The sequence below is a fragment of the Maribacter orientalis genome (assembly GCF_900109345.1).
GTDB lineage: Bacteria > Bacteroidota > Bacteroidia > Flavobacteriales > Flavobacteriaceae > Maribacter > Maribacter orientalis.
Window position 1 is genome coordinate 172,472 of the sequence record NZ_FNZN01000005.1, and the last position, 21,233, is coordinate 193,704.

General features: G+C 34.9%; 17 protein-coding genes and 2 pseudogenes. 3 read left to right on the forward strand and 16 right to left on the reverse strand.

Annotated elements, in window-relative coordinates; all coding sequences use genetic code 11:
* Window positions 1-16: 16 nt before the first annotated feature.
* The 5 genes from BMY56_RS12760 to BMY56_RS12780 form a co-directional block, all read right to left on the reverse strand.
* Window positions 17-997 carry a succinylglutamate desuccinylase/aspartoacylase family protein gene (locus BMY56_RS12760; protein WP_091624838.1) on the reverse strand — a complete coding sequence of 327 codons (981 nt, stop codon included), beginning with the start codon at window positions 995-997 and terminating at the stop codon, window positions 17-19.
* Window positions 998-1,247: 250 nt separating this feature from the next.
* On the reverse strand, window positions 1,248-2,267 hold the full coding sequence (locus BMY56_RS12765) for a glycoside hydrolase family 43 protein (protein ID WP_091624840.1): 1,020 nt from the start codon (window positions 2,265-2,267) through the stop codon (window positions 1,248-1,250).
* Between the two features lie 3 nt (window positions 2,268-2,270).
* Window positions 2,271-3,722 carry an MFS transporter gene (locus tag BMY56_RS12770; protein WP_091624843.1) on the reverse strand — a complete coding sequence of 484 codons (1,452 nt, stop codon included), beginning with the start codon at window positions 3,720-3,722 and terminating at the stop codon, window positions 2,271-2,273.
* A 15-nt stretch (window positions 3,723-3,737) separates the two neighbouring features.
* Complete coding sequence (locus BMY56_RS12775; RefSeq protein ID WP_091624845.1) at window positions 3,738-4,889, reverse strand: endo-1,4-beta-xylanase; 1,152 nt, start codon at window positions 4,887-4,889, stop codon at window positions 3,738-3,740.
* A gap of 25 nt (window positions 4,890-4,914) precedes the next feature.
* Entirely contained in the window at window positions 4,915-7,089 is a 2,175-nt protein-coding gene (locus tag BMY56_RS12780) for an alpha-glucuronidase family glycosyl hydrolase (protein WP_091624848.1), read from the reverse strand.
* A 517-nt stretch (window positions 7,090-7,606) separates the two neighbouring features.
* Here BMY56_RS12780 and BMY56_RS12785 point away from each other — a divergent pair.
* Together BMY56_RS12785 and BMY56_RS12790 are read left to right on the forward strand one after the other, a co-directional pair.
* A complete protein-coding gene (locus tag BMY56_RS12785) occupies window positions 7,607-8,362 on the forward strand; it encodes a sulfite exporter TauE/SafE family protein (protein WP_091624851.1) in 756 nt (251 codons plus the stop codon).
* Between the two features lie 38 nt (window positions 8,363-8,400).
* Window positions 8,401-9,594 (forward strand): DegT/DnrJ/EryC1/StrS family aminotransferase, encoded by a 1,194-nt coding sequence (locus BMY56_RS12790; RefSeq protein WP_091624854.1) that lies wholly within the window; start codon window positions 8,401-8,403, stop codon window positions 9,592-9,594.
* A gap of 4 nt (window positions 9,595-9,598) precedes the next feature.
* On the opposite strand, the gene ribB is transcribed toward BMY56_RS12790, so the two are convergent.
* From ribB to BMY56_RS12845, 11 genes and pseudogenes are all read right to left on the reverse strand, one after another.
* Window positions 9,599-10,735 carry a 3,4-dihydroxy-2-butanone-4-phosphate synthase gene (gene ribB / locus BMY56_RS12795; protein WP_091625068.1) on the reverse strand — a complete coding sequence of 379 codons (1,137 nt, stop codon included), beginning with the start codon at window positions 10,733-10,735 and terminating at the stop codon, window positions 9,599-9,601.
* 10 nt (window positions 10,736-10,745) lie between these two features.
* Window positions 10,746-12,179, reverse strand: a complete 1,434-nt coding sequence (locus BMY56_RS12800; protein WP_245737216.1) for an LptF/LptG family permease — start codon at window positions 12,177-12,179, stop codon at window positions 10,746-10,748.
* Between the two features lie 74 nt (window positions 12,180-12,253).
* Window positions 12,254-12,898, reverse strand: coding sequence for an outer membrane lipoprotein periplasmic chaperone LolA1 (locus tag BMY56_RS12805; protein WP_091625071.1), 645 nt, complete (start codon window positions 12,896-12,898; stop codon window positions 12,254-12,256).
* A 13-nt stretch (window positions 12,899-12,911) separates the two neighbouring features.
* Window positions 12,912-15,275 carry an FtsK/SpoIIIE family DNA translocase gene (locus tag BMY56_RS12810; protein ID WP_091624860.1) on the reverse strand — a complete coding sequence of 788 codons (2,364 nt, stop codon included), beginning with the start codon at window positions 15,273-15,275 and terminating at the stop codon, window positions 12,912-12,914.
* 62 nt (window positions 15,276-15,337) lie between these two features.
* On the reverse strand, window positions 15,338-15,703 hold the full coding sequence (locus BMY56_RS12815) for a diacylglycerol kinase family protein (protein WP_091624862.1): 366 nt from the start codon (window positions 15,701-15,703) through the stop codon (window positions 15,338-15,340).
* Window positions 15,704-15,718: 15 nt separating this feature from the next.
* On the reverse strand, window positions 15,719-16,222 hold the full coding sequence (gene tpx / locus BMY56_RS12820; protein WP_091624865.1) for a thiol peroxidase: 504 nt from the start codon (window positions 16,220-16,222) through the stop codon (window positions 15,719-15,721).
* Window positions 16,223-16,343: 121 nt separating this feature from the next.
* Window positions 16,344-16,599 (reverse strand): annotated as a pseudogene (locus BMY56_RS12825) (DUF6952 family protein).
* A pseudogene (locus BMY56_RS12830) lies at window positions 16,580-16,894 on the reverse strand (thioredoxin family protein). The pseudogenes BMY56_RS12825 and BMY56_RS12830 overlap by 20 nt, the downstream one beginning before the upstream one ends.
* A gap of 76 nt (window positions 16,895-16,970) precedes the next feature.
* Complete coding sequence (locus BMY56_RS12835; protein ID WP_245737217.1) at window positions 16,971-17,561, reverse strand: peroxiredoxin; 591 nt, start codon at window positions 17,559-17,561, stop codon at window positions 16,971-16,973.
* Between the two features lie 270 nt (window positions 17,562-17,831).
* The gene (gene nhaC / locus BMY56_RS12840; protein ID WP_091624870.1) at window positions 17,832-19,316 is read right to left on the reverse strand and encodes a Na+/H+ antiporter NhaC; all 1,485 of its coding nucleotides are present in this window, start codon (window positions 19,314-19,316) and stop codon (window positions 17,832-17,834) included.
* Window positions 19,317-19,390: 74 nt separating this feature from the next.
* Window positions 19,391-20,611, reverse strand: coding sequence for an aminotransferase class I/II-fold pyridoxal phosphate-dependent enzyme (locus BMY56_RS12845; RefSeq protein WP_091624873.1), 1,221 nt, complete (start codon window positions 20,609-20,611; stop codon window positions 19,391-19,393).
* A gap of 150 nt (window positions 20,612-20,761) precedes the next feature.
* On the opposite strand from BMY56_RS12845, the gene BMY56_RS12850 reads away from it, so the two are divergent.
* Window positions 20,762-21,220, forward strand: a complete 459-nt coding sequence (locus tag BMY56_RS12850) for an Lrp/AsnC family transcriptional regulator (protein ID WP_091625073.1) — start codon at window positions 20,762-20,764, stop codon at window positions 21,218-21,220.
* The last annotated feature ends 13 nt before the right edge of the window (window positions 21,221-21,233 follow it).

Sequence of the window (21,233 nt, forward strand, 5' to 3'; positions counted from 1 at the left end):
TTTATAAATACATGTTTTAAATGATTCGGTCAATATCATGTGCTATATGAAAAATAGCATCACCTTGGTTTACAATGGGCGATTCATTGATGCATATAATATAGCCAGAATCGCTGGCCTTCATTTTGCGTTCGAAATATCCGAATGGTCCAGAAATATTACCTAGTTCAGTACCTTTTTCTACTTTTTGCCCCACTTTTACAATAGGGTGGAACATGCCAGAGTGTTTCGCTCGTAACCATTTTGAGGCATTTACCAATTTTGGTGTAATGGCCTTAGAATTCATCTCTTTTAGTTCTTTATCGAAATTACGCATGCCTAAATGATGCATTAAGCGCAAGGCACCAGCAATACCGGTATCTGTAATATCGCTATTTATATGAAGTGATTTTCCACCTTCATATAACAATACTTTCTTCTCAAGTTGATGTAAGGTCTCTCTAAACGATTTTTCTCTCCCTGCAGATTTTACAATGAACTCTGCGCCAAAAATTTTGGCTAGGGCAAGGCCATCTGAATCATTCTTGTCTATTCTAATTTGAGGCGCATTAAAACGGCTGTCACCACCCGTATGATAATCTATACAATAGTCGATAACCGGTGCGATATCTTTTACTAAGTAATATGCGAACCTACTAGCCAAAGAGCCGCGTAAGCTTCCTGGAAAAACCCTATTTAAATCTCTACCATCAGGAAATTGTCTTGTTTGATTCAAAAACCCGAATATGTTTACAACAGGAATACAAATAACCATTCCGCATTCTGGTTTGTTATACTTTTTGGAGACCAATTGTCGTACTATTTCTACACCGTTGATTTCATTACCATGAATTCCACCTGTTATCAATAAGGTAGGGCCATCTTTTTTACCACGTTGTACAATTACTGGTACTTCTATTTTAGTTCTTGTGTGTAGTTTAGCAATATCTAAATTTAGTTGGGCTCCTTTACCTTTTTCAATGGTTTCACCTAAAACTGTATATTTTTTATTCGACATTCTGTTATGCGTAAATTTTGATTTTCTATTGTAAAACCTAAAAGGTTGTAAATTGTTATATTCTAAAGGATGAAATTACTATTTAAATAAATAATACTTGAGCAAAATATCTGGCCGGTTAATTCTTAATGATTTCTAGACTTATAAATTCAGAGTGAAATTGCCCTATGCCATAACCAAGAACATGATTAAATGATTCCATCTGGTTTCATTTAATCATGTTAAAAATTATATTTTCAGTTATCCGAGATTACGAACTATAGGGAGTCAATGTTTTTATATGACCATCTTCTTGATGCTCAATTTCGGTCATTTTCACAGAGCGTAAGTGGGTAACACCTTTAGATAAACTGCTATCATGATAAAACAAATACCATTTATTATCTACCTGACAAATAGAGTGATGAGAGGTCCAACCTACCACTGGTTCTAAAATTCTACCACCGTATGTAAAAGGTCCGTACGGATTATCACCGATAGCATAGCAAATAAAATGGGTGTCGCCTGTGCTATAAGAAAAATAGTATTTACCGTTGTGCTTGTGCAACCATGAGGCTTCGAAAAATCTACGATCATTATCACCCTCTATTAATAAGTTTCCATGTTCATCTACTATTTTGATTTCTTTGGGCTCTTCTGCAAATTCAAGTAAATCGTCTGTCAACTTTGCTACAATAGGTAGCAAGGCATTTTCCTCAGGTTTTGGTAGTTCATTTTTAGGGCTATAAATGTTGTCCCTGTATTTTTGCAGTTGTCCGCCCCAAATACCACCGAAATACATATAGTAGCTGCCATCTTCATCTTCATAAACAGCTGGGTCTATGCTATAACTACCTTTTATCGCTTCTGGTTGCGGCTTAAATGGACCGGTAGGACTATCAGAAATGGCTACGCCGATTTGGAAAATGCCATCAGCTTTCTTTGCAGGGAAATATAAATAGTATTTTCCATTTTTATAGGCCGCATCGGGTGCCCACATTTGCTTTTCTGCCCATGCAACATCATTTACATGTAGTGCAACGCCGTGATCAATAGCTTCACTATTCACATTATCCATTGAAAGCACATGATAATCTTCCATGGCGAAGTGACTTCCTAAATCATCAAAAGGAATGTCAGATTCAATGTCGTGTGATGGGTATATATAAATTTTTCCACTGAAAAAATGCGCAGACGGATCTGCGGTATAAATATGGGAAACTAAGGGCTTTGAAATTGCTTTATCGTTTAATTTTTTAAAATCAATATGGTCAATATTATCTTCCGGCATCGTTTAGGCTTTTCTTCTTGTTATTAAATCTTCTTCTATTTTGGTCTCCATTTTTTTATTGATTTCATAAAAAAATAATAATGCAATCGCTAAGAAAAATGCTATTGCAGGGTAGATACTTACTAGTAACTTGGTACCTTCTATGGCGCTTTCTGGCTGTGTAACCATTTCTGAGGCGGCAAATTTCTTTGGAATGTAATTGTATAGTCCCAAAATCCATGTAACCAAAGAACTACCAATAGTAAGGCCTAACTTTAAGCCAATCATCATTGCGGAAAAGATAATGGCAGTAGCGCGTCTATTATTTTTCCATTCAGAATAATCTGCCACATCTGCAATCATTGCCCATAATAATGGGATGGTTATACCATAGAAAAATCCGTGTAAAATTTGGGATAAAAACATTAATTCAACAGAGGTAGGGGTAAAGAAATAAAATACAGCAATAAACAAAGTTGATATAAACAAGGCCCAACCAAAGACATCACGTTTACCATATTTATCTGCTAAACCTTTCGATAATGATATGCCAACAATCATAAAAATTATTCCACCAGCATTAAAAAGTCCAAATCCTGCAGAGGTTGGATTATCACCGAAGAAATTAACGCCAATACTTTTTAGACCATTTAATATTGGACCTATGAAGTCTGCCAAGCTCGAAGCATCAACATAATTTTCAAAATAGTATACATAAGAACCACCTTTCATCGCCAAGGTAATAAACACTAAAGTGGTGAGGACTAACATTATAATCCACGGTCTGTTTTTAACCAAATCACCTAAATCTTCTTTGAAACTTGATTTTTGTTCTAGTGTTGGAATAACTCTTTCTTTGGTAGTGAAAAATGTTATGAGTAGCATAACTGTACCGATAATAGCTAAATAGGTCATTACTATTTCGATACCCACAGCCTTATCGCCACCACCTGCATATTCTATAATAGGTAACATGAAAACTTGAACAAAGAATTGAGCAAACATAACGGCTACAAATCTATATGAAGAAATACTATTGCGTTCTTTCATACTACCTGTAATAACACCACTTAATGCAGCATATGGTAGATTATTTGCAGCGTATAATAATAGAAGTAATGTATATGTAATTGCAGCATATGCTACTTTACCGGTATAATCAAAATTTGGTGTACTGAATGCAAGTAGGGCAACAAGGCCCAATGGTACCGAGGTAAACAAAATCCATGGTCTAAATTTGCCCCATTTACTTCTTGTTCTATCTGCTAAGGCCCCAATAATAGGGTTGAAAGCAAAAGCTGCAATCATACCTACAATAAATATTATTACCGAAGCATCTTTGGTTTCTAGGCCGTATATGTCGGTGTAGAAATATGCCAAGTAGGTTACTAAGGTTTGAAAAACCAGGTTTGCTGATAAATCTCCTAAAGAGTATCCTATTTTTTCTTTAAGAGAAATTTTATGATTGTTGTTCATTTGAAATTAGTTGGTTTACTTAAGGCTGTCATTAGCAAATTGCAATACACTATAATATGCTGCTTTTGGTTTGAATTGTCTATCGAATAGCAAGGGGTAATTGGTTCTATTTTTTATGGGCCAATTGTTTAGCCAAGATTGACCATCGTTTACGCCCCAGAAGGTTACTCTACTAATTTTGTCTTCATGTTTTTTGAAAATTTGGAAGATATCGTGATAGCGCTTTGCAAGTTTGTTGGAAACAGAATCTGGTAATTGGGTAGGATACGGATTCATAAATTCGCTGCCTTCAAAATTCTGATTCACTTCAGCTCCTTGTAAATCCCATGGGTTCGGTATAACGGTAATGTCCAGTTCGGTAATCATAACCTGCAATCCTAAATCTGAATATGCAATAATACTTTCTTCTATTTCATTTAATGATGGTCCTTCCAAATTCCAATGGCCCTGCATACCAATACCATCTATTTTCGCCCCATTTTCTTGCAACATTTGAACTAGTTTCATTGCTCCGGCTCTTTTCTCGGGATTAGTCATATTGTAATCATTGTAGTAAAGTTCAACAGTAGGGTCGGATTCTTGCGCCCATTTAAATGATTTTATTAAATAATCTGGGCCAAGTTTTTCAAGAAACAATGAATTACGCAAGGTTCCATCTTCATTCAAGGCTTCATTTACTACATCCCAACCGTGTATTTTACCTCTGTATCTAGATACAATGGTTTGTATGTGATTTTTTAAACTTTCAGACAATTCCTCTTTGCTATCAATTTTAGAAACCCATGCTGCCAATTGGCTATGCCATACTAAATTATGTCCTACGAATACCAAATTATTTTTAGCGCTAAAATCAACATACTGATCTGCCATTTCGAAGTTAAAGGTTCCTTTTTCAGGTTCCATGAACATCCATTTCATGGAGTTTTCTGGCGTAATGGTGTTGTACTCTCGCTTTACAAGTTGTACGGCTAAACTATCTTTTCCTAAAATTAGATTATCATTTACTGCTGAACCAATTAAAAACGCTTTATCGAAAGCAGTTTTTAAAGCAGGCTCGTCATGAATTGGTTTAATTTTATTTTGCTCATTACAGCCGATGAGAACGATGAATAGTGTGAATGAAAATAAAAAATACTTTAGTAATCTTATTTTTAAAAAGAATCTCATCTTTTGTATAGATTTTGATTGTTTATTAATCCCATTGTGGACGGATACCGGGAGCAAATGGAAATTTAAGGGACTTATAATATTCTAAACTTTGGGTCGGTTTTTCAACACCTTCGGGCAATTCTTTTTGCGAAAATGTTTGAAAATATAATAAACATGCATCTCGCCACCATTTAGCTTCCTTTAATTGAATTTGTAAAAGCATTTTCACTTCGTTATACTCACTTTCAGTTACATAAGGTTTTACATCATCCCAAGTATGAATCATAGTATTCACTTCATTGACACCTTCTTGATATTTTAGAGCAATACCATCCCATAGGGTATTTCCATTCTGCAATTTATAGTCCCATGAAACATGATGAAACCAAAGAAGATATTCTTCGGGAATAGTGTTTATATCATTAAATGTTTTCTCTAAATATGGGGCGTATTGCTCAGTAGCATTACTTCCAGATGGTGTACGGTCAAAACCAATACCATTGGCGTCTGCTTTATGATAGTATACAGGATTCCAATCTGGCCTACTTAAATTATCGACCCAAGGGCCAGGTCCATAATGGTGACCGGTGTCAAAAATATGATGTAAGCCCAACGGATTCATGTAATTAACTACGGTCTCTCGAGAAGTAAGCATTAGTTTTTTTACGGGTTCAATAAAATCTTGTTTATTACTATAGGTAGCTCTCAACCATTCATCAGCAATTTTTTCAGAACTTAAATAAGGATCCCATGCCATACGACCAAAGCCATACCAATTAGCTTGAGCAAAAGGATGTCCGGTCCAATTTAAATCAGTTCCAATATTGGCAACACCTGCAATACCAGTTATGGCATTACCATGCAAACTGCCGTCAATAACTTTTGCTACCGTGGCGCCTTTGCCTTTTTGATACGTATCTGTACTTAAGACTTCTTCAAAAAGTTTCGGCAAGAAAACTAAATGGCTACTAAAGCCTAAATACTCTTGTGTGATTTGAAACTCCATTACTAATGGAGTTTTTTTCATAGCCCCGAACATGGGGTGAAATGGTTCTCGAGGTTGAAAATCTATTGCTCCGTTTTTCACCTGAACTAAAACATTGTCCTTAAACTTACCATCATAAGGTAAGAATTCATCATAGGCTTGTTTTGCCCTATCGGTATCGTCGTGTTCAGAATAAACGAAAGCTCTCCATATAACATTACCACCAAATGGTTCTAATGCAGTAGCCATCATATTAGCGCCATCTACATGATTGCGACCATAGTTTTGTGGTCCTGGTTGGCCTTCTGAATTGGCTTTAACCAAAAATCCGCCAAAATCAGGAATTCGCTTATATATTTCAGCTACTTTATCTGACCACCATTTTTGAACCTCTGGATTAAGTGGGTCGGCAGTTTTTAATTTGCCAATTTCGATAGGTGCAGAAAAGCGAGCAGTTAAATAGACTTTAATTCCATATCCTCTAAAAACATCGGCCAGGGCTTCAACTTTTTCTAAATACATAGGTGTGAGCACTAAGGCATTGGCGTTTACATTAGTAATAACTGTTGAATTAATGCCAATAGATGTATTTGCTCTTGCATAATCGATATAACGTTGATCAATATATTCTGGTAATTTTTGCCAATTCCATAATGAAAATCCTGCATAACCACGTTCTACACTACGATCAAGATTGTCCCAATGGTTCAACATTCTTAAATCTATTTTAGGACTATCAACTAAGTCAATATATTTTAATTTTTTATGTGTTTGCATTAAATGTAAAAACCGAAAAGAGGCATACAGTATTCCTATATCTTTTTTTGCACTAATAAGGGTAATCGATTTTTTTTTATAGGTCAATGATTTGATTAAAAATCCTTCGTCTGATAATACCTCAATATCATTATGAATCAAATCTTTTAAATCTTTTGGTAGGTTTTGATATATGTCAACAATTAGTGAGTTATCTGAACTTACGTCGTTTGAGTACTGTACTGGGGTATTTAGCATTTGAGGTAACGCCAGGGAAAACTCTTTCTTTGCATTTTTTAATATATCACTATCCTCTTTAAAATATACAGAACTTACTATTTCGGCATAATCGTTACGTAATTCCGTATTTTCTATTTTATCATATTTCAACCAAAGTTTATAGCCATCTGCCTGCTGGCTATGTAGCGAAGTGGCTGTAAGTAGAAATAGGATTATGAATACGTTTATATGTTTCATTTTAGGATTTTTTGTAAGCAGATCACTTTTAAAAATAGGATAATTCTATTGATAATTATGCATTTAAATTAACGTGCATGCCAATAACAATTGAAAAGAAAAGCGAAATTAATTTTTAAATTACCCCTGAATTAAACGTTTTCCGTGGCCTATAGCTCTTTACTGTTAAAAAGATGAATAGTAATATTTGTTACTAAAACCCTTTCGTTAATTCCAAATTGTATAAAGTCTTTATTTTAGTCCGTAATTAAAAAGGTTTCGTTTTCCCCGTCTTTATAATCCACATAGTTTAAATATTGCTGAGATAAAGATTACACGTGCATTTATGTTTGTCAGAACAACACCTGGAAGTTACCAATTAAAACAATAAAGGAGATGTTCGAAACGATGAAATCTTTTGGATATCAAGGTGTTAGGCAGATGTGTTAAAAGTTGATCTTTAATTGTTGTTCTCCTTGTATTTATTGCGCTGCATTTGGTGATATTTCAATAATGAAATTGTATTTACCTTTGTAATATGGATGAATGGTATGCTTATCCCTTGTTAATTTTTGTTGGCTTTATTGTTGGTTTTATTAATACAGTTGCAGGTGGCGGTTCTTTACTTTCATTACCTATCCTAATTTTTCTTGGTTTGCCATCAACTTTAGCAAATGGTACTAATAGGGTAGCTGTCATATTTCAAACTGCAATAGCAACCGCTGGCTTTAAAAGTAAAGGAGTTTCAACGTTTCCATTTAATTTATACTTAGGTTGCTCTGCATTTATTGGCTCTATAATTGGTGCCAATTTAGCAGTTGATATTAGTGGGGCTTTATTTAATCGAATTTTAGCAGTTGTTATGATATGCGTAGTTCTAATTATAGCATTTGGTCCAAAAATAAGTATCAACGAGGTTCAGGAACGACTAACGGGAAAATATTTGTGGTTAGGTATCATTGCGTTTTTCTTTTTTGGAATTTATGGTGGTTTTATAAATGCGGGTATAGGGTTTATTATAATTCTTTTTCTTCATTATATAAATAAGATGACGTTAGTGCGTGCTAATGCGACCAAAGTAGCTGTTGTTTTTATGTATATGGTATCTGCTTTAGTAGTTTTTGCTTGGAATGACCAAGTGAATTGGAAAATCGGATTAATATTAGCCATTGGTAATGGAAGTGGTGCTTGGTTTGCTAGTCGAGTTTCAGTAAAAAGGGGAGATGGTTTTGTGAAAAAGTTTCTCATTGTTATGGTGTCTATACTAGCAATTAAACTTTGGTTTTACCGATAATTTAAACAAGATTTGTATAACTATTAAAACTAGAAAGAATGCCAGGATTTGAATTATTTGGTGAAAGTGAAAAAAGTCAAGTACAAGATGTATTAGATTCTGGAGTGCTCATGCGTTATGGTTTTGATGGTATGCGAAATAACCACTGGAAGGCTTTAGAGCTTGAAAAGGCATTGGCACAAAGAATGGGTGCCAAACATGCGCAAGTGGTAAGTAGCGGTACTGCAGCGCTTACAGTGGCATTGGTAAGTGCAGGAGTAGGGGCAGGTGATGAAGTTATTATGCCAACATTTACGTTTGTAGCAAGTTTTGAATCTATTTTAGCAATTGGCGCAGTACCAATTTTAGTTGATGTAGATGATACATTGACCTTAGACCCTTCTGCTGTGGAACATGCTATTACTGATAAAACAAAAGTGGTTATGCCTGTTCATATGTGTGGTTCTATGGCAGACCTTAGAGCTTTAAAAGCTATATGTGATAACCATAACCTGCTGTTGTTAGAAGATGCCTGCCAAGCAATTGGCGGTAGTTTTGATGGAAAGCCTTTAGGCAGCTATGGTGATTTAGGTTGTTTTTCTTTTGACTATGTAAAAACTATTACTTGTGGCGAAGGCGGAGCAATAATAACGAACAATGAAAAGTTTAAAATAAATGCAGATCATTATTCTGATCATGGTCACGACCATGTCGGGAGTAATAGAGGTACGGAAACTCATCCGTTTTTAGGATATAATTTTAGAATATCTGAATTGAATGCAGCGGTCGGTTGTGCTCAAATTAAACGATTAGATGATTTTGTGACTATTCAGAAAAACCATTATTCCAAATTAAGAAATAGTATAGATTCCCTTTCTAATATCACTTTTAGAAGAGTGCCTGACGGTGGTATAGAGAACTATTCATTTTTATCGTTTTTCTTACCAACAGAAGAGTTAGCAAAAAAGGCCCACACAGCTTTAGGTGAAGCTGGTGTTGATGCTTGCTTTTATTGGTATGATAATAATTGGCATTATTATAAAAAATGGGAGCATTTGACTAAAATGAAATCTTTAGGAAAACTTCCACAGGAAGTTGTAAACCAATTACCAGACTATTCCATATCAGATTTCTCTAAATCTGATGCTTGGGTAGGTAGAACTATTTCGTGCCTAATAAAACTGAGCTGGACAGATGAACAGGTTGCTGAACGTGCTATTAAAATGAAAGAGGTTTTAGCAAAATTTGCCTAGAATTTTAATAGGCAACATTTTCTACAATTTCTAATCCGTAACCTACAATTCCAACACGTTTTGCTTGGGTACTATTGGTCATAAGCTTCACTTTGTGTATACCCAAATCATGTAGTATTTGAGCTCCTATGCCAAAGTCACGGTTATCCATTTCTATTTTAGGAGCTTTGGTAATACCTTGTTTTTGTAGCTCTTTAAGCTCTTTTAATCTAGAAAGAAGATTAAGTGATTCAGAATCTTGATTTATAAAAACAATGGCACCTTTACCTTCTTGATTTATTTTTTTGAACATATCCTCTAATTTCTCGTCAGGGTTATGTGTTAAGGTTCCTAGTATGTCGTTGTTGATTAATGTAGAGTTAATACGAGTTAAAATTTTATCTTCAGAAGACCATGAACCTTTGGTAAGGGCAATATGAACATGGTTATTAGTAGTTTGTTTGTATGCCCGTAACCTAAAGTCTCCAAATCTTGTAACAATGTCAAAATCAATTTCCTTCTTAATTAAACTATCATGCTCCATTCTATAAGCAACCAAATCTTCAATAGAAACAATTTTTAAATTGAACTTCTTAGCTACTTTTACTAATTGAGGAAGTCGTGCCATACTACCATCTTCATTCATGATTTCTACAATAATCCCGGCAGGTTGTAACCCTGCTAATCTTGCAAAATCAATAGCAGCTTCTGTATGCCCTGTACGTCTTAAAACTCCCCCTTCTTTAGCTACCAAAGGAAAAATATGTCCAGGTCTTGCCAAGTCATGAGGTTTGGTGTCGGTTTCAGTCAAAGCAATAACAGTTTTAGATCTATCACCCGCAGAAATACCTGTAGTCACACCTTTTCCTCTTAAATCTACTGAAACGGTAAAAGCTGTTTCTAAAGGATCGGTATTATTACTGACCATCATATGCAATCCTAAATCTTTACACCTACCTTCAGTTAAAGGAGCACAAATAAGACCTCTACCATGGGTGGCCATAAAATTGACGGTTTCTGGGGTCGCCAATTCTGCAGCAGCTAAAAAATCACCTTCGTTCTCACGATTTTCATCATCAACAACAATGATAACTTTTCCTAAGCGAATATCTTCAATTGCTTCTTCAATAGTGTTCAATCGTATTTTTTTAAGATCAGTCATTTTTAAACAATCAGCTTTTATCTTTTTTCTTAAATATTTTTTTGAAGAAATCTGAAATAAATCCAAAATTCACCATTCCCTTGTCCTCGGTTGCCCTTTTGGTAAGAAAAACACCTAAGGGTAGCATTATCAATGTTGAAAGCCAAGCACCTAACATAGGGTGAATGTTACCCTCTTTAGCATAATTACTAGCAAAAACCCCGATGAAATAGTAGATTAGGAAGAGTACAATCGCAATGACCATTGGTAATCCCAATCCGCCTTTTCTAATAATGGCACCAAGGGGAGCCCCTACGAAAAATAATATAATACATGAAAAGGCCAAGGCATACTTATTATGAAGCGACAGAATATGCATGTTGTAGATTTTATATCTTTTCTGCATTTCTTCTTTTTTACCGCTTACAGTGCCCAGAATACTACTAGTACCATTTTTGGCGGTAGTTAATATTTGTATCTGTTGCCAATCGGGGAAAAGAACAAGAAAATTCTCCATTATGGAGTCTTGCAAGGCAGTATTGGCCTTAGCCTTAATTGCTTTATCGGCTGAGATGGAATCTTTTTTTGATACCATGTCAGCTTTCGTAGAATCAGTGTTCTTTGTTATTAAAGGAACAAAGATGCCGCTTCTGCTTTCAATATTTTTTGAAAATGCACGAACAATATTGTAATTATCTCCGCGTAAAGAGTCAATGTCTTTAGTAAGACGTGAGATATTTTTCATTTTATCTGTACTGATATCTCGTTCTTCTTCTAACTCATCATTATTTATATCCGGAATTTCGATATTCATAGTATACGTGTCGAAATTAGCTTGTGCAAAAGGAAATTTCATTTTGCTGTCATTGCTTTTTGTTTCAACATCATTATAATAATGACCATCTCGTAATACAAGTTGAATTAAGTCAGATTCTTCACTACTAATTAATTCACCAGTCTTAGCTTTTATTACCGTAATATTAAGATTTGACTTGGATTTTTCATGTATGATAACATTTTTTAAAAAACGGTCATTATCACCATACTTCTCGTCAACTTTTATATTCATTCCCTCAAAATCGCTAAATACACCCTCTGATACTACAGCAGCTGGTTTTACCTTAGCAATATTTCTTCTAAGATTATATATTTTTCTTTGGGATAAAGGGATAACGTTATTAGCAAAGAAGAATGTTACGCCTCCAAGAATAGTTACAAAAACTATTAAACTTAACATTGACCGCTGTAACGAAATGCCCGAAGCTTTCATCGCAGCAAATTCATAGTTTTCTGCTATGGATCCGAAAGTTAAAATGGAAGATAAAAGTACGGTTAAGGGTAAAACTTTTTCAGTAAGATCTGGCATTAAATAGAATAGAAACTTACCGATAATTACAATATCTAAACCTTTACCCGCTAGGTCATCAATAAAAAGCCAAATCGTTTGAAATATGAAGATGAACATCAATATTACAAACGAACTGACAAAATTAAAGACGAACCTTGATAGGATATATCGGTCTAGTATTCTCAATAGTTCTAATTTCTTAGAATGAAATAGCCTTCATCCTTATATTTAGCTTCATCAAAAGTAAATAAGGTTTTGGACAAAACTTCGTCTGTTTTAAAAGAATTAACAGTGATTGTAGTCTTAGTGCCGTTCTTGCCTGTTTCAATTAATTTATAAATATGCATTGTGCCCATATCTATACCTAATAATCTCGATTTAATTTCGGTATCAGAATCTATTGGTGTCAATTTCACATATTGAATTTTCCTTCCTTGTATATCCTGTAATATATCCCAGGCATAATTATGACCTTCTTTATAAAAAGTCAACATTTTTGAAGGTGTCATTGCATCTTCATCATCAGATTTGTCTTCGATGGTGACTTCTTCATTTTCTGGTACAATAGTATATACTTTCTTACCATCGTATAATTGTTGAGATCCTAGATAATTGAAAATGTATTTGTTGCCTGCAAGTGTAACATCACCTCTGGTTTCTTGGTTAATACCTGCTTCAACGTTCTTTAAATCGAACTTGAAATCAACATAGATATTATTGTAGCTCTGTACCTTAGTATAGACTTGATCTAATAACGCTTTAGCCTTATCAGCTTCTTGGGCATTAGCAAATGTTGCGGTAAGCATAATCGTTAATACAATAATAATTTTTTTCATTTCTTTTTTTATATTATTCATTATCCAATAATTGTTGAAGGGCTACCATGTCTGATATATAAACCTGTCTTGCTTTACTGCCTTCAAAAGGACCTACAATTCCTGCAGCTTCCAATTGATCGATTATTCTACCAGCACGATTGTACCCTAATTTTAGTTTTCTTTGAATTAAAGATGCAGAACCTTGTTGTGCTATAACAATAACTTCAGCAGCTTCGCGGAACTTTTGGTCCCTATCCGAAACATTATAATCAATACTTGTGCCAGAATCTTCTCCGCTATATTCAGGAAGCTCATAGGCGTCTGGGTATGCGCGCTGACTGCCAATATAATCTACGATTTTTGCTACTTCAGGTGTGTCAACAAATGCGCATTGAATTCTAGTAACATCATTACCTTGAGTGAACAACATATCTCCACGACCAATTAATTGGTCGGCGCCAGAAGTGTCTAATATTGTTCTAGAATCTATTTTAGAGGTAACTCGAAAGGCTAGTCTCGCTGGGAAGTTGGCTTTAATTATACCTGTAATAACATTAACTGATGGTCGTTGTGTTGCAATAATTAAATGAATACCAATGGCTCTAGCCAATTGTGCAAGTCTTGCTACAGGTGTCTCTACTTCTTTACCGGCAGTCATAATTAAATCGGCAAACTCATCAATTACCAGTACAATGTATGGTAAGAATTTATGCCCATCATTGGGATTCAATTTACGGGCCTTGAATTTTGTATTGTATTCCTTTAAATTACGAACCATCGCTAATTTCAAAAGTTCATAACGGTCATCCATTTCAATACAAAGTGAATTTAGGGTATGAATCACCTTTGTATTATCAGTTATAATTGCTTCTGCGGAATCAGGAAGTTTAGCCAAGAAATGGCGTTCAATCTTATTATACAGCGTTAATTCAACTTTCTTTGGATCTACTAATATGAACTTAACTTCTGCGGGATGCTTTTTATATAATAAGGAAGTTAATACGGCATTTAAGCCTACGGATTTTCCTTGACCTGTTGCACCAGCCATTAACAGGTGGGGCATTTTGGCTAGATCGACAACAAAGGTTTCATTACTAATAGTTTTACCAAAAGCTATTGGTAATTCCATTTCTGCTTTCTGAAATTTACTCGATGCAATTACTGAACGCATTGAAACTATAGTAGCATTCTTGTTTGGTACTTCTATACCTATGGTACCTTTACCAGGAATTGGTGCGATAATACGAATACCTAACGCTGCTAAAGACAAAGCAATATCATCTTCTAGGTTTTTAATTTTAGATATTCTCACTCCCGCATCAGGTACTATTTCATATAAGGTAACGGTAGGGCCAATAGTAGCTTTAATTTGGGCAATCCCAATTTTGTAATTTTTGAGGGTCTCAACAATTTTATTCTTGTTTTCTTCTAATTCTTCTTGATTTATGGTGATACCACCGGTAACACCGTGTTGGTCTAAAAGCTCTATAGTAGGGAATTTATAATTGCCCAATTCTAAGGTAGGGTCGAACTCACCGAAATCATCTACCAATTTATTAGCGAGAATGTCAATTTCTTCAGGTTCCTCAATTACTTGCTCAACTTCCATAGCAAGAGTTTCCTCTGGTTCTGGAGTGTTTATTTCAAAATCTTTAAGGTCGTCTTCCTTTTCTAAATGCGGAATTTCTGTTTTGTGAGTATAGGTATCTAAAATTATCGGTACGTCATCGTCAAAAGAAGTGGTAAGTGTATCATTATCCTTTGCTGCTTTACGTTCTTTGCTAGCTTTAAATTCAGTTGAAATTGCCTCTTTTCTTGAATTAAAAAATGACGATATTCCCTCAGGTGTAATTTCAAACAATCGTACTAAAATGAATATGAGTCCGAAAACTAATAACAAGAGTACCCCAATTTTACCAGCATAGTCTTGTAGAAAATCATTCATTTCAAAACCTATTAATCCGCCTAATAGCGGACTACTAGTTGCGAAAAATCCTAAGGCAATAGAAATCCATATAATGAAAAGTAAGCCCCAAATCCACTTTTTAAATAACGCTTTTAAGGGTAGTCCTAAAAACAAATAAATTCCTGTGATACAAATTAAAAATGGAAGAATAAGTGAAGCTAATCCAAAGCCTTTGTACATGAAAATGTGACTAATGCTTGCGCCGAATTTGTTCAATAAGTTTTTGGCTAGCTCATTACGATCCTTGAATTCAGAGAGAAGACTTTGATCATCTTGCCAATTAAAATAAAAAGATATAAATGAAAAGAACAGTGCGATACTAAATAGCATCAGCAAACTACCCAAAATGATTTTATTCTGTTTGGATAATTTAAACGTTGATCCTTTTTTAGTAGGTTTTGGCTTTGATTTAGTTGCCTTCTTTGCCATTAAAATTAATTCTTGTGCTAAATTACAAATTTACGATGAGCTATAGGAAACAATGAAGCGACCTAAATAATTTTAGGCAAGTAAATGATTAAACCAATAATGGATGCAGCTATAGAAACCAACATAACGGCACCTGCAGAAATATCCTTAATGAACCCGATTTTTGCATCGAATTCAGGTTGTACAAAATCAGATATTTTTTCAACAGCCGTATTCATACCTTCAATACCGAGTACCAATGCGATAGCTAATATTTGAAATATCCATTCTGTATTGGATATTTCGAAATAAAAACCTACAGCAGTCATAACGATAGCTATAAAAATTTGAATTTTTATGCTTGCTTCGGTACGTATCAGCAAGAAGGCACCTTTTAAGGCGAAACCAATACTTTTAATACGATTGACCAAAAAAGATTCTTTGGGCATGAGTGTCGTTTATAATTAGTTCATTAACGCCTCAAGAGCAGCCTTATAATTTGGCTCTTCAGTAATTTCGGCTACTTGTTCGGTGTATAATACATTTCCTTTTTCATCAACAACCACTACGGCTCTTGAATGTAATGGAGCTAAAGGTCCATCAGAGAAATCAACATGGTACGATTTTCCAAAATTGCCATCTCTGAAATCAGAAAGCATTTCAACGTTTTCAATACCTTCTGCGCCACAAAATCTTGATTGTGCAAAAGGAAGGTCTTTAGATACACATAGTACGATGGTGTTATCTAATTCTGCAGCTTCTTTATTAAACTGTCTAACAGATTGTGCACATGTACCTGTATCTATACTTGGGAATATATTTAAAACCACTCTTGAACCTTCATAATCTGAAAGTTTTACAGTAGATAAGTCATTTTTTGTCAGTAGGAATTCAGGTGCCTTTCCGCCAGTTGCTGGTAAAGAACCTAAAGTGTGTATTGCATTTCCTTTTAATGTAACCGAAGCCATATTCTTAATGTTTTTAAGATTGAGAGCGTGAAATTATAAAATATTAAGATCAAACGTGAGCTTAAATGAATAAAAAAAGTCCTTTCGATATGAAAGGACTTTTTTCTTTACACTGTATTTGTTACTTATCTATAGAGCCCATTACGCGCTGCATGAGCTGGTTTAAAGCTTCTTTTTTAGGTGTACCTTGTTGTGCTATTTGCTACTTCTAATGCTCCGTACATATTTGAAATAAGTTCTCCGATTACGTCAAGTTCTTCATCTTTTAAAGAAGGTAACTCAGTTAATGCTTCTAAAGTCTCAATGGTCTCTAAAATGTAATCGCTGTCTTTTTCTTCTATGAACTCGGTTAGTGACTTAATTATGGGTAACCTCACTGATCAATTCTTTTAGTAAGTCATATTTATTGGTCTGTACCTGATTCTTGAATTTACCTCGCTCAAACGAAGCAAAAGTTGGCAGGTTATTTACCTAAGCAAGTTTTCTTGACTCAGGAAACTTTTCTGCATCAGCTATTACAAACGTTACATTTTCATTTTCTGAAGCTTCTTTTTTGAATTTAGGCTTCATAATACGACAATTGCCACACCAAGTAGCCGAGTATTAAACTACGACGTTGGCATTATTATCAATGATTTCCTGTAAATTATCTTGTTCTAATTCCAATAACATACTGTGATTGTTTAAATAGTTATTAAGAAGAACATGAAGTAGAGTACTTCATGTTCTTGATCTTTAAAGTCTTGAATTAATTGGCGTGTGCTGAAAGATAGCTTGCTACACCATCTCTATTTGTAGATATGGCATCTTTCCCTTCTTCCCAGTTTGCAGGGCATACTTCACCTTTTTCTTGAACGTGAGTAAACGCATCAATTAAACGAAGGTATTCGTTTACGTTTCTTCCTAAAGGCATGTGGTTTATGCCTTCAAGAAAAACAATACCCTCTTCATCAATTAAATATGTTGCACGGTATGTTACGTTATCGCCTTCAACTGTAACAACATCATTTTTTTCAACATACTTTTCATTGGTAATATCTAAAATACCTAAAGTTGATGCTAAGTTTCTATTGCTATCGGCTAAAATTGGGTACGTTACGCCTTCAATTCCACCGTTATCTTTATTAGTACTCAACCAAGTAAAATGTACTTCAGGAGTATCACATGAAGCGCCAATTACTAAAGTGTTTCTTTTTTCAAATTCACCAATAGCGGCTTGAAATGCATGAAGTTCAGTAGGACAAACAAAAGTAAAATCTTTTGGATACCAGAATAGAACCACTTTTTTGTTATTTTTTTGAGCTTCTTCTAAAACATTAAGTTTAAAAGTATCGCCCATATCATTCATTACATTAACACTAAGATTCGGGAATTTTTTTCTACAAACGCCATAATATGTCTTCGTTTTATAATTTATTATAATGCAAAATTAAGACATGAAAGAGGTTTATAAGACTTTCTAAATTAGAATCTTCAGTAGAAGAATAACTATTCTGAATAGCCAAAAGAATACACCTATTTTAATGCGAATGGCTTAAAATATAATAAGGATTATTGTGAACTTGTCAAGCTCACTTGATAAGTACGCTAGTATCGATAAAAAAATAAACTAAGCTACTTTTTTAACGAGCTGTCTTATTTTAATATTGAAGGCTGCAAATATTAACGTCATAATGGGGCTCAACCAATTGAATACAGCATACATGAAATACTCTCCTACGCCTACACCTAAAACTCCACTATGATAGGCGCCACAGGTATTCCATGGTATTAATACTGAGGTTACGGTTCCTGAATCTTCTAGGGTTCTACTCAAGTTTTCTGGAGCTAAACCTCTGTCTTTATATGCTTTTGAAAACATTTTCCCTGGTACCACAATAGCAAGGTATTGATCAGATGCCGTTACATTTAAAGCCAAACAGCTTGCTACTGTACTTGCAAAAAGCCCAAATGTACTTTTTGCCATACTTAAAAGTACAGCACTTATACGGGACAAGGCACCTATCCCGTCCATAATACCACCAAAGACCATAGCGCAGACAATAAGCCAAATTGTGCCTAGCATACCTGCCATTCCTTTGGCAGAAAATAAATCGCTCAAGGCTTTATTATCTGAAGGTACGGTGGTTTCTACGGTAATAGCTTTCATGATACCTTTATATCCAGATTCAAAAGTTAATTCATTTGCATTGGTGATACCTGCCACAATACCTGGCTGAAAAATTATAGCGAAAATTGCTCCCAATAAAGTTCCAATAAGTAAGGCAGCCAAAGGAGGCGTTTTTTTGACGATCAACAATATAACTACTGCAGGCACAATAAAAAGCCATCCACTTATATAAAAACTAGATTCTATGGATGCTAGAATATTATCAGTATCCGCAGAGCCAGATGTTTCTAAATTTAAGCCTACAATTATAAAAAAAACAAGTGTGACTATTATTGTAGGTATTGTAGTAATAGTCATATATTTAATATGGCTGAAGAGTTCTCCACCGGCCATTGCGGGCGCTAAATTGGTAGTATCGCTTAAAGGAGAAAGTTTATCTCCAAAATAGGCGCCAGAAAGTACTGCTCCTGCAGTCATACCTAATGATATTCCTAGCGCTTCGCCAATGCCAATTAAGGCAATACCGACTGTAGCAGATGTAGTCCAGCTGCTTCCAGTGGCTATAGAAATGATGGCGCATATGATAACGCATGCTGCAAGAAATATTGTAGGGTTTAAAATCTGAAGTCCGTAATAAATCATTGCAGGTATAATTCCACTTATGAGCCAAGTACCTGCTAAAGCACCAACCATTAGCAAAATGAGCAAAGCACCTGTTGTAGATTTTACGTTTTCTGCAACTTCGTCTAGCATTTGGGTGTAAGAAACTTTATTTAAAAATCCTACAATGGCTGCCACTGCACCACCTAATAATAAAATGAACTGATTTGATCCGCTTAAAGCATCATCTCCAAAAACAAAAACATTATAGGCTAGCATTCCCACAAGAACAAAAACCGGAATTAGTGCCTCCCATATATTTAGTTCGCTGTTTTCGACAATGTTTTCGTTTTCCCTATGCTCATTCGTATTCTGGTTTGACATTTACAATGCGTTTGGTTAGTACGTAATATTACGATTTATGCTACGGATGTGCAAACCGTATCTAAATTTGAATATTATGAGTTTACGCCAATGATTTCCAGTATTTTAAGGTCTATTAGGCATTGTTTCATTAAAGAGTACGTTCTTTTAATATCATCATCTAATCCAATTGAGAAACGAATTAAGCCGTTTCCTAGGCCCATTTCTTTTTGCTCATCTAAAGGAATTTCAGAGGAAGTTGAGCTTCCTGGTGCACTGAAAAGAGTTTTATAGAAACCTAGGCTAACTGCTAAGTATCCTAACTTTCTCTCTTGCATTAATTCCATTAGCGCATTGGCATTTTCTAATGTGCCAACATCCATAGTAACCAATCCTCCATATCCATATTCAGGATTCATTTGATCTTCCATTATCAAATGACCAGGATGGGAGGGAAGTCCTGGGTATACTACTCGTAGTCCATCTTTTTCAAAATTCTCAGCTAAGAACATGGCATTCTCGCTATGCTTTTTCATACGTATGTGTAGCGTACGCATGTTCTTCAAAATGGAAGCTGCGCGCAAACTATCTAAAGTACTTCCTAGTAACATACCGGCACCATTATTCACATCTTTAAGACTTAGACAAAATTCTGATGTACCGCAAACGACACCAGCAACACAATCACTGGTTCCGTTTATAAATTTGGTAAGACTGTGAATAATAATATCAGCGCCTAATTTAGCTGGGGTTACAGAAAGAGGTGAAAATGTATTATCAACCACCAAAGGAAGTTCGTTGTTCTTTGCTATACGCGAGAGTGCAGAGATATCTGCTACCTCTAATAACGGGTTGCTAACGCTTTCACAGTAAATCATCTTGGTTTTAGAGGTGATGGCTTTCTCTACTGCATCAAGATCTGTGATATCCAAGAAAGTTGTCTTGATTCCGAATTTTATCAAGAAATTTTTCATAAAGGCATAGGTGCCTCCATATATGGTTCTGCTACTAATAATGTGGTCACCTGCTGTACAAAGTTGAAGTATAACGGCAGTAATAGCTCCCATGCCACTAGCGGTGACATTTGCGCTTTCAGTACCTTCTAATGCAGCTAGAGCTTCGCCTAGGTATAAATTGGATGGTGAAGAATGTCTACTGTATAAATAACAACCTTCTGTATTCCCCTCAAAAGTATCGAACATGGTTTTTGCCGATATAAAGGTATAGGTAGAGGAATCTGATATGGATGGATTAACTCCACCATATTCTCCGAAATATTGTAAGTCTTGTAAATCGTTACTAGTTTTTTGGCTCATGGGTTGTAATTTTAAGTAAATCTAGCTTTTGATAGAGATATTGTCAATGAAAATTTTAATAATCAGTTTTTTATACTAATATTTAAAATTAAATAGATTTATTTTCTATGAATGATTAAATTTGATAAACTATTTAGAATCATAATCACTATGAAACTTGACGAAACAGATATCAATTTACTGGAGCTTTTACAGGCAGATAGTAAAAAAACCACAAAAGAATATGCTTTAAAGCTTAGCTTGTCTACTACAGCTATTTATGAGCGTATAAAAAGATTGGAAAGAACGGGTGCAATAAGAAATTACGTTGCCTTAGTAGATAAGGCAGTGGTTGATAGGAATTTCACGGTTTTTTGTCATGTGAAATTGGTGCAACATGTAAAAGATAATATCGCCCAATTTGAAGCACAGGTTTTACGTTTACAGGAGGTAGTTGAATGTCATCATTTAAGCGGTGATTATGATTATCTATTGAAAATTCATGTTCAAGACATGGAGGCCTACCGAAATTTTATGGTCAACAAGCTAACTGCTATGAATCATATTGGTAGCACACAAAGTTCTTTTACGATAAAAGAGGTCAAGCATTCTACCGCTATACCGCTTTAAAACTAAAAATAGT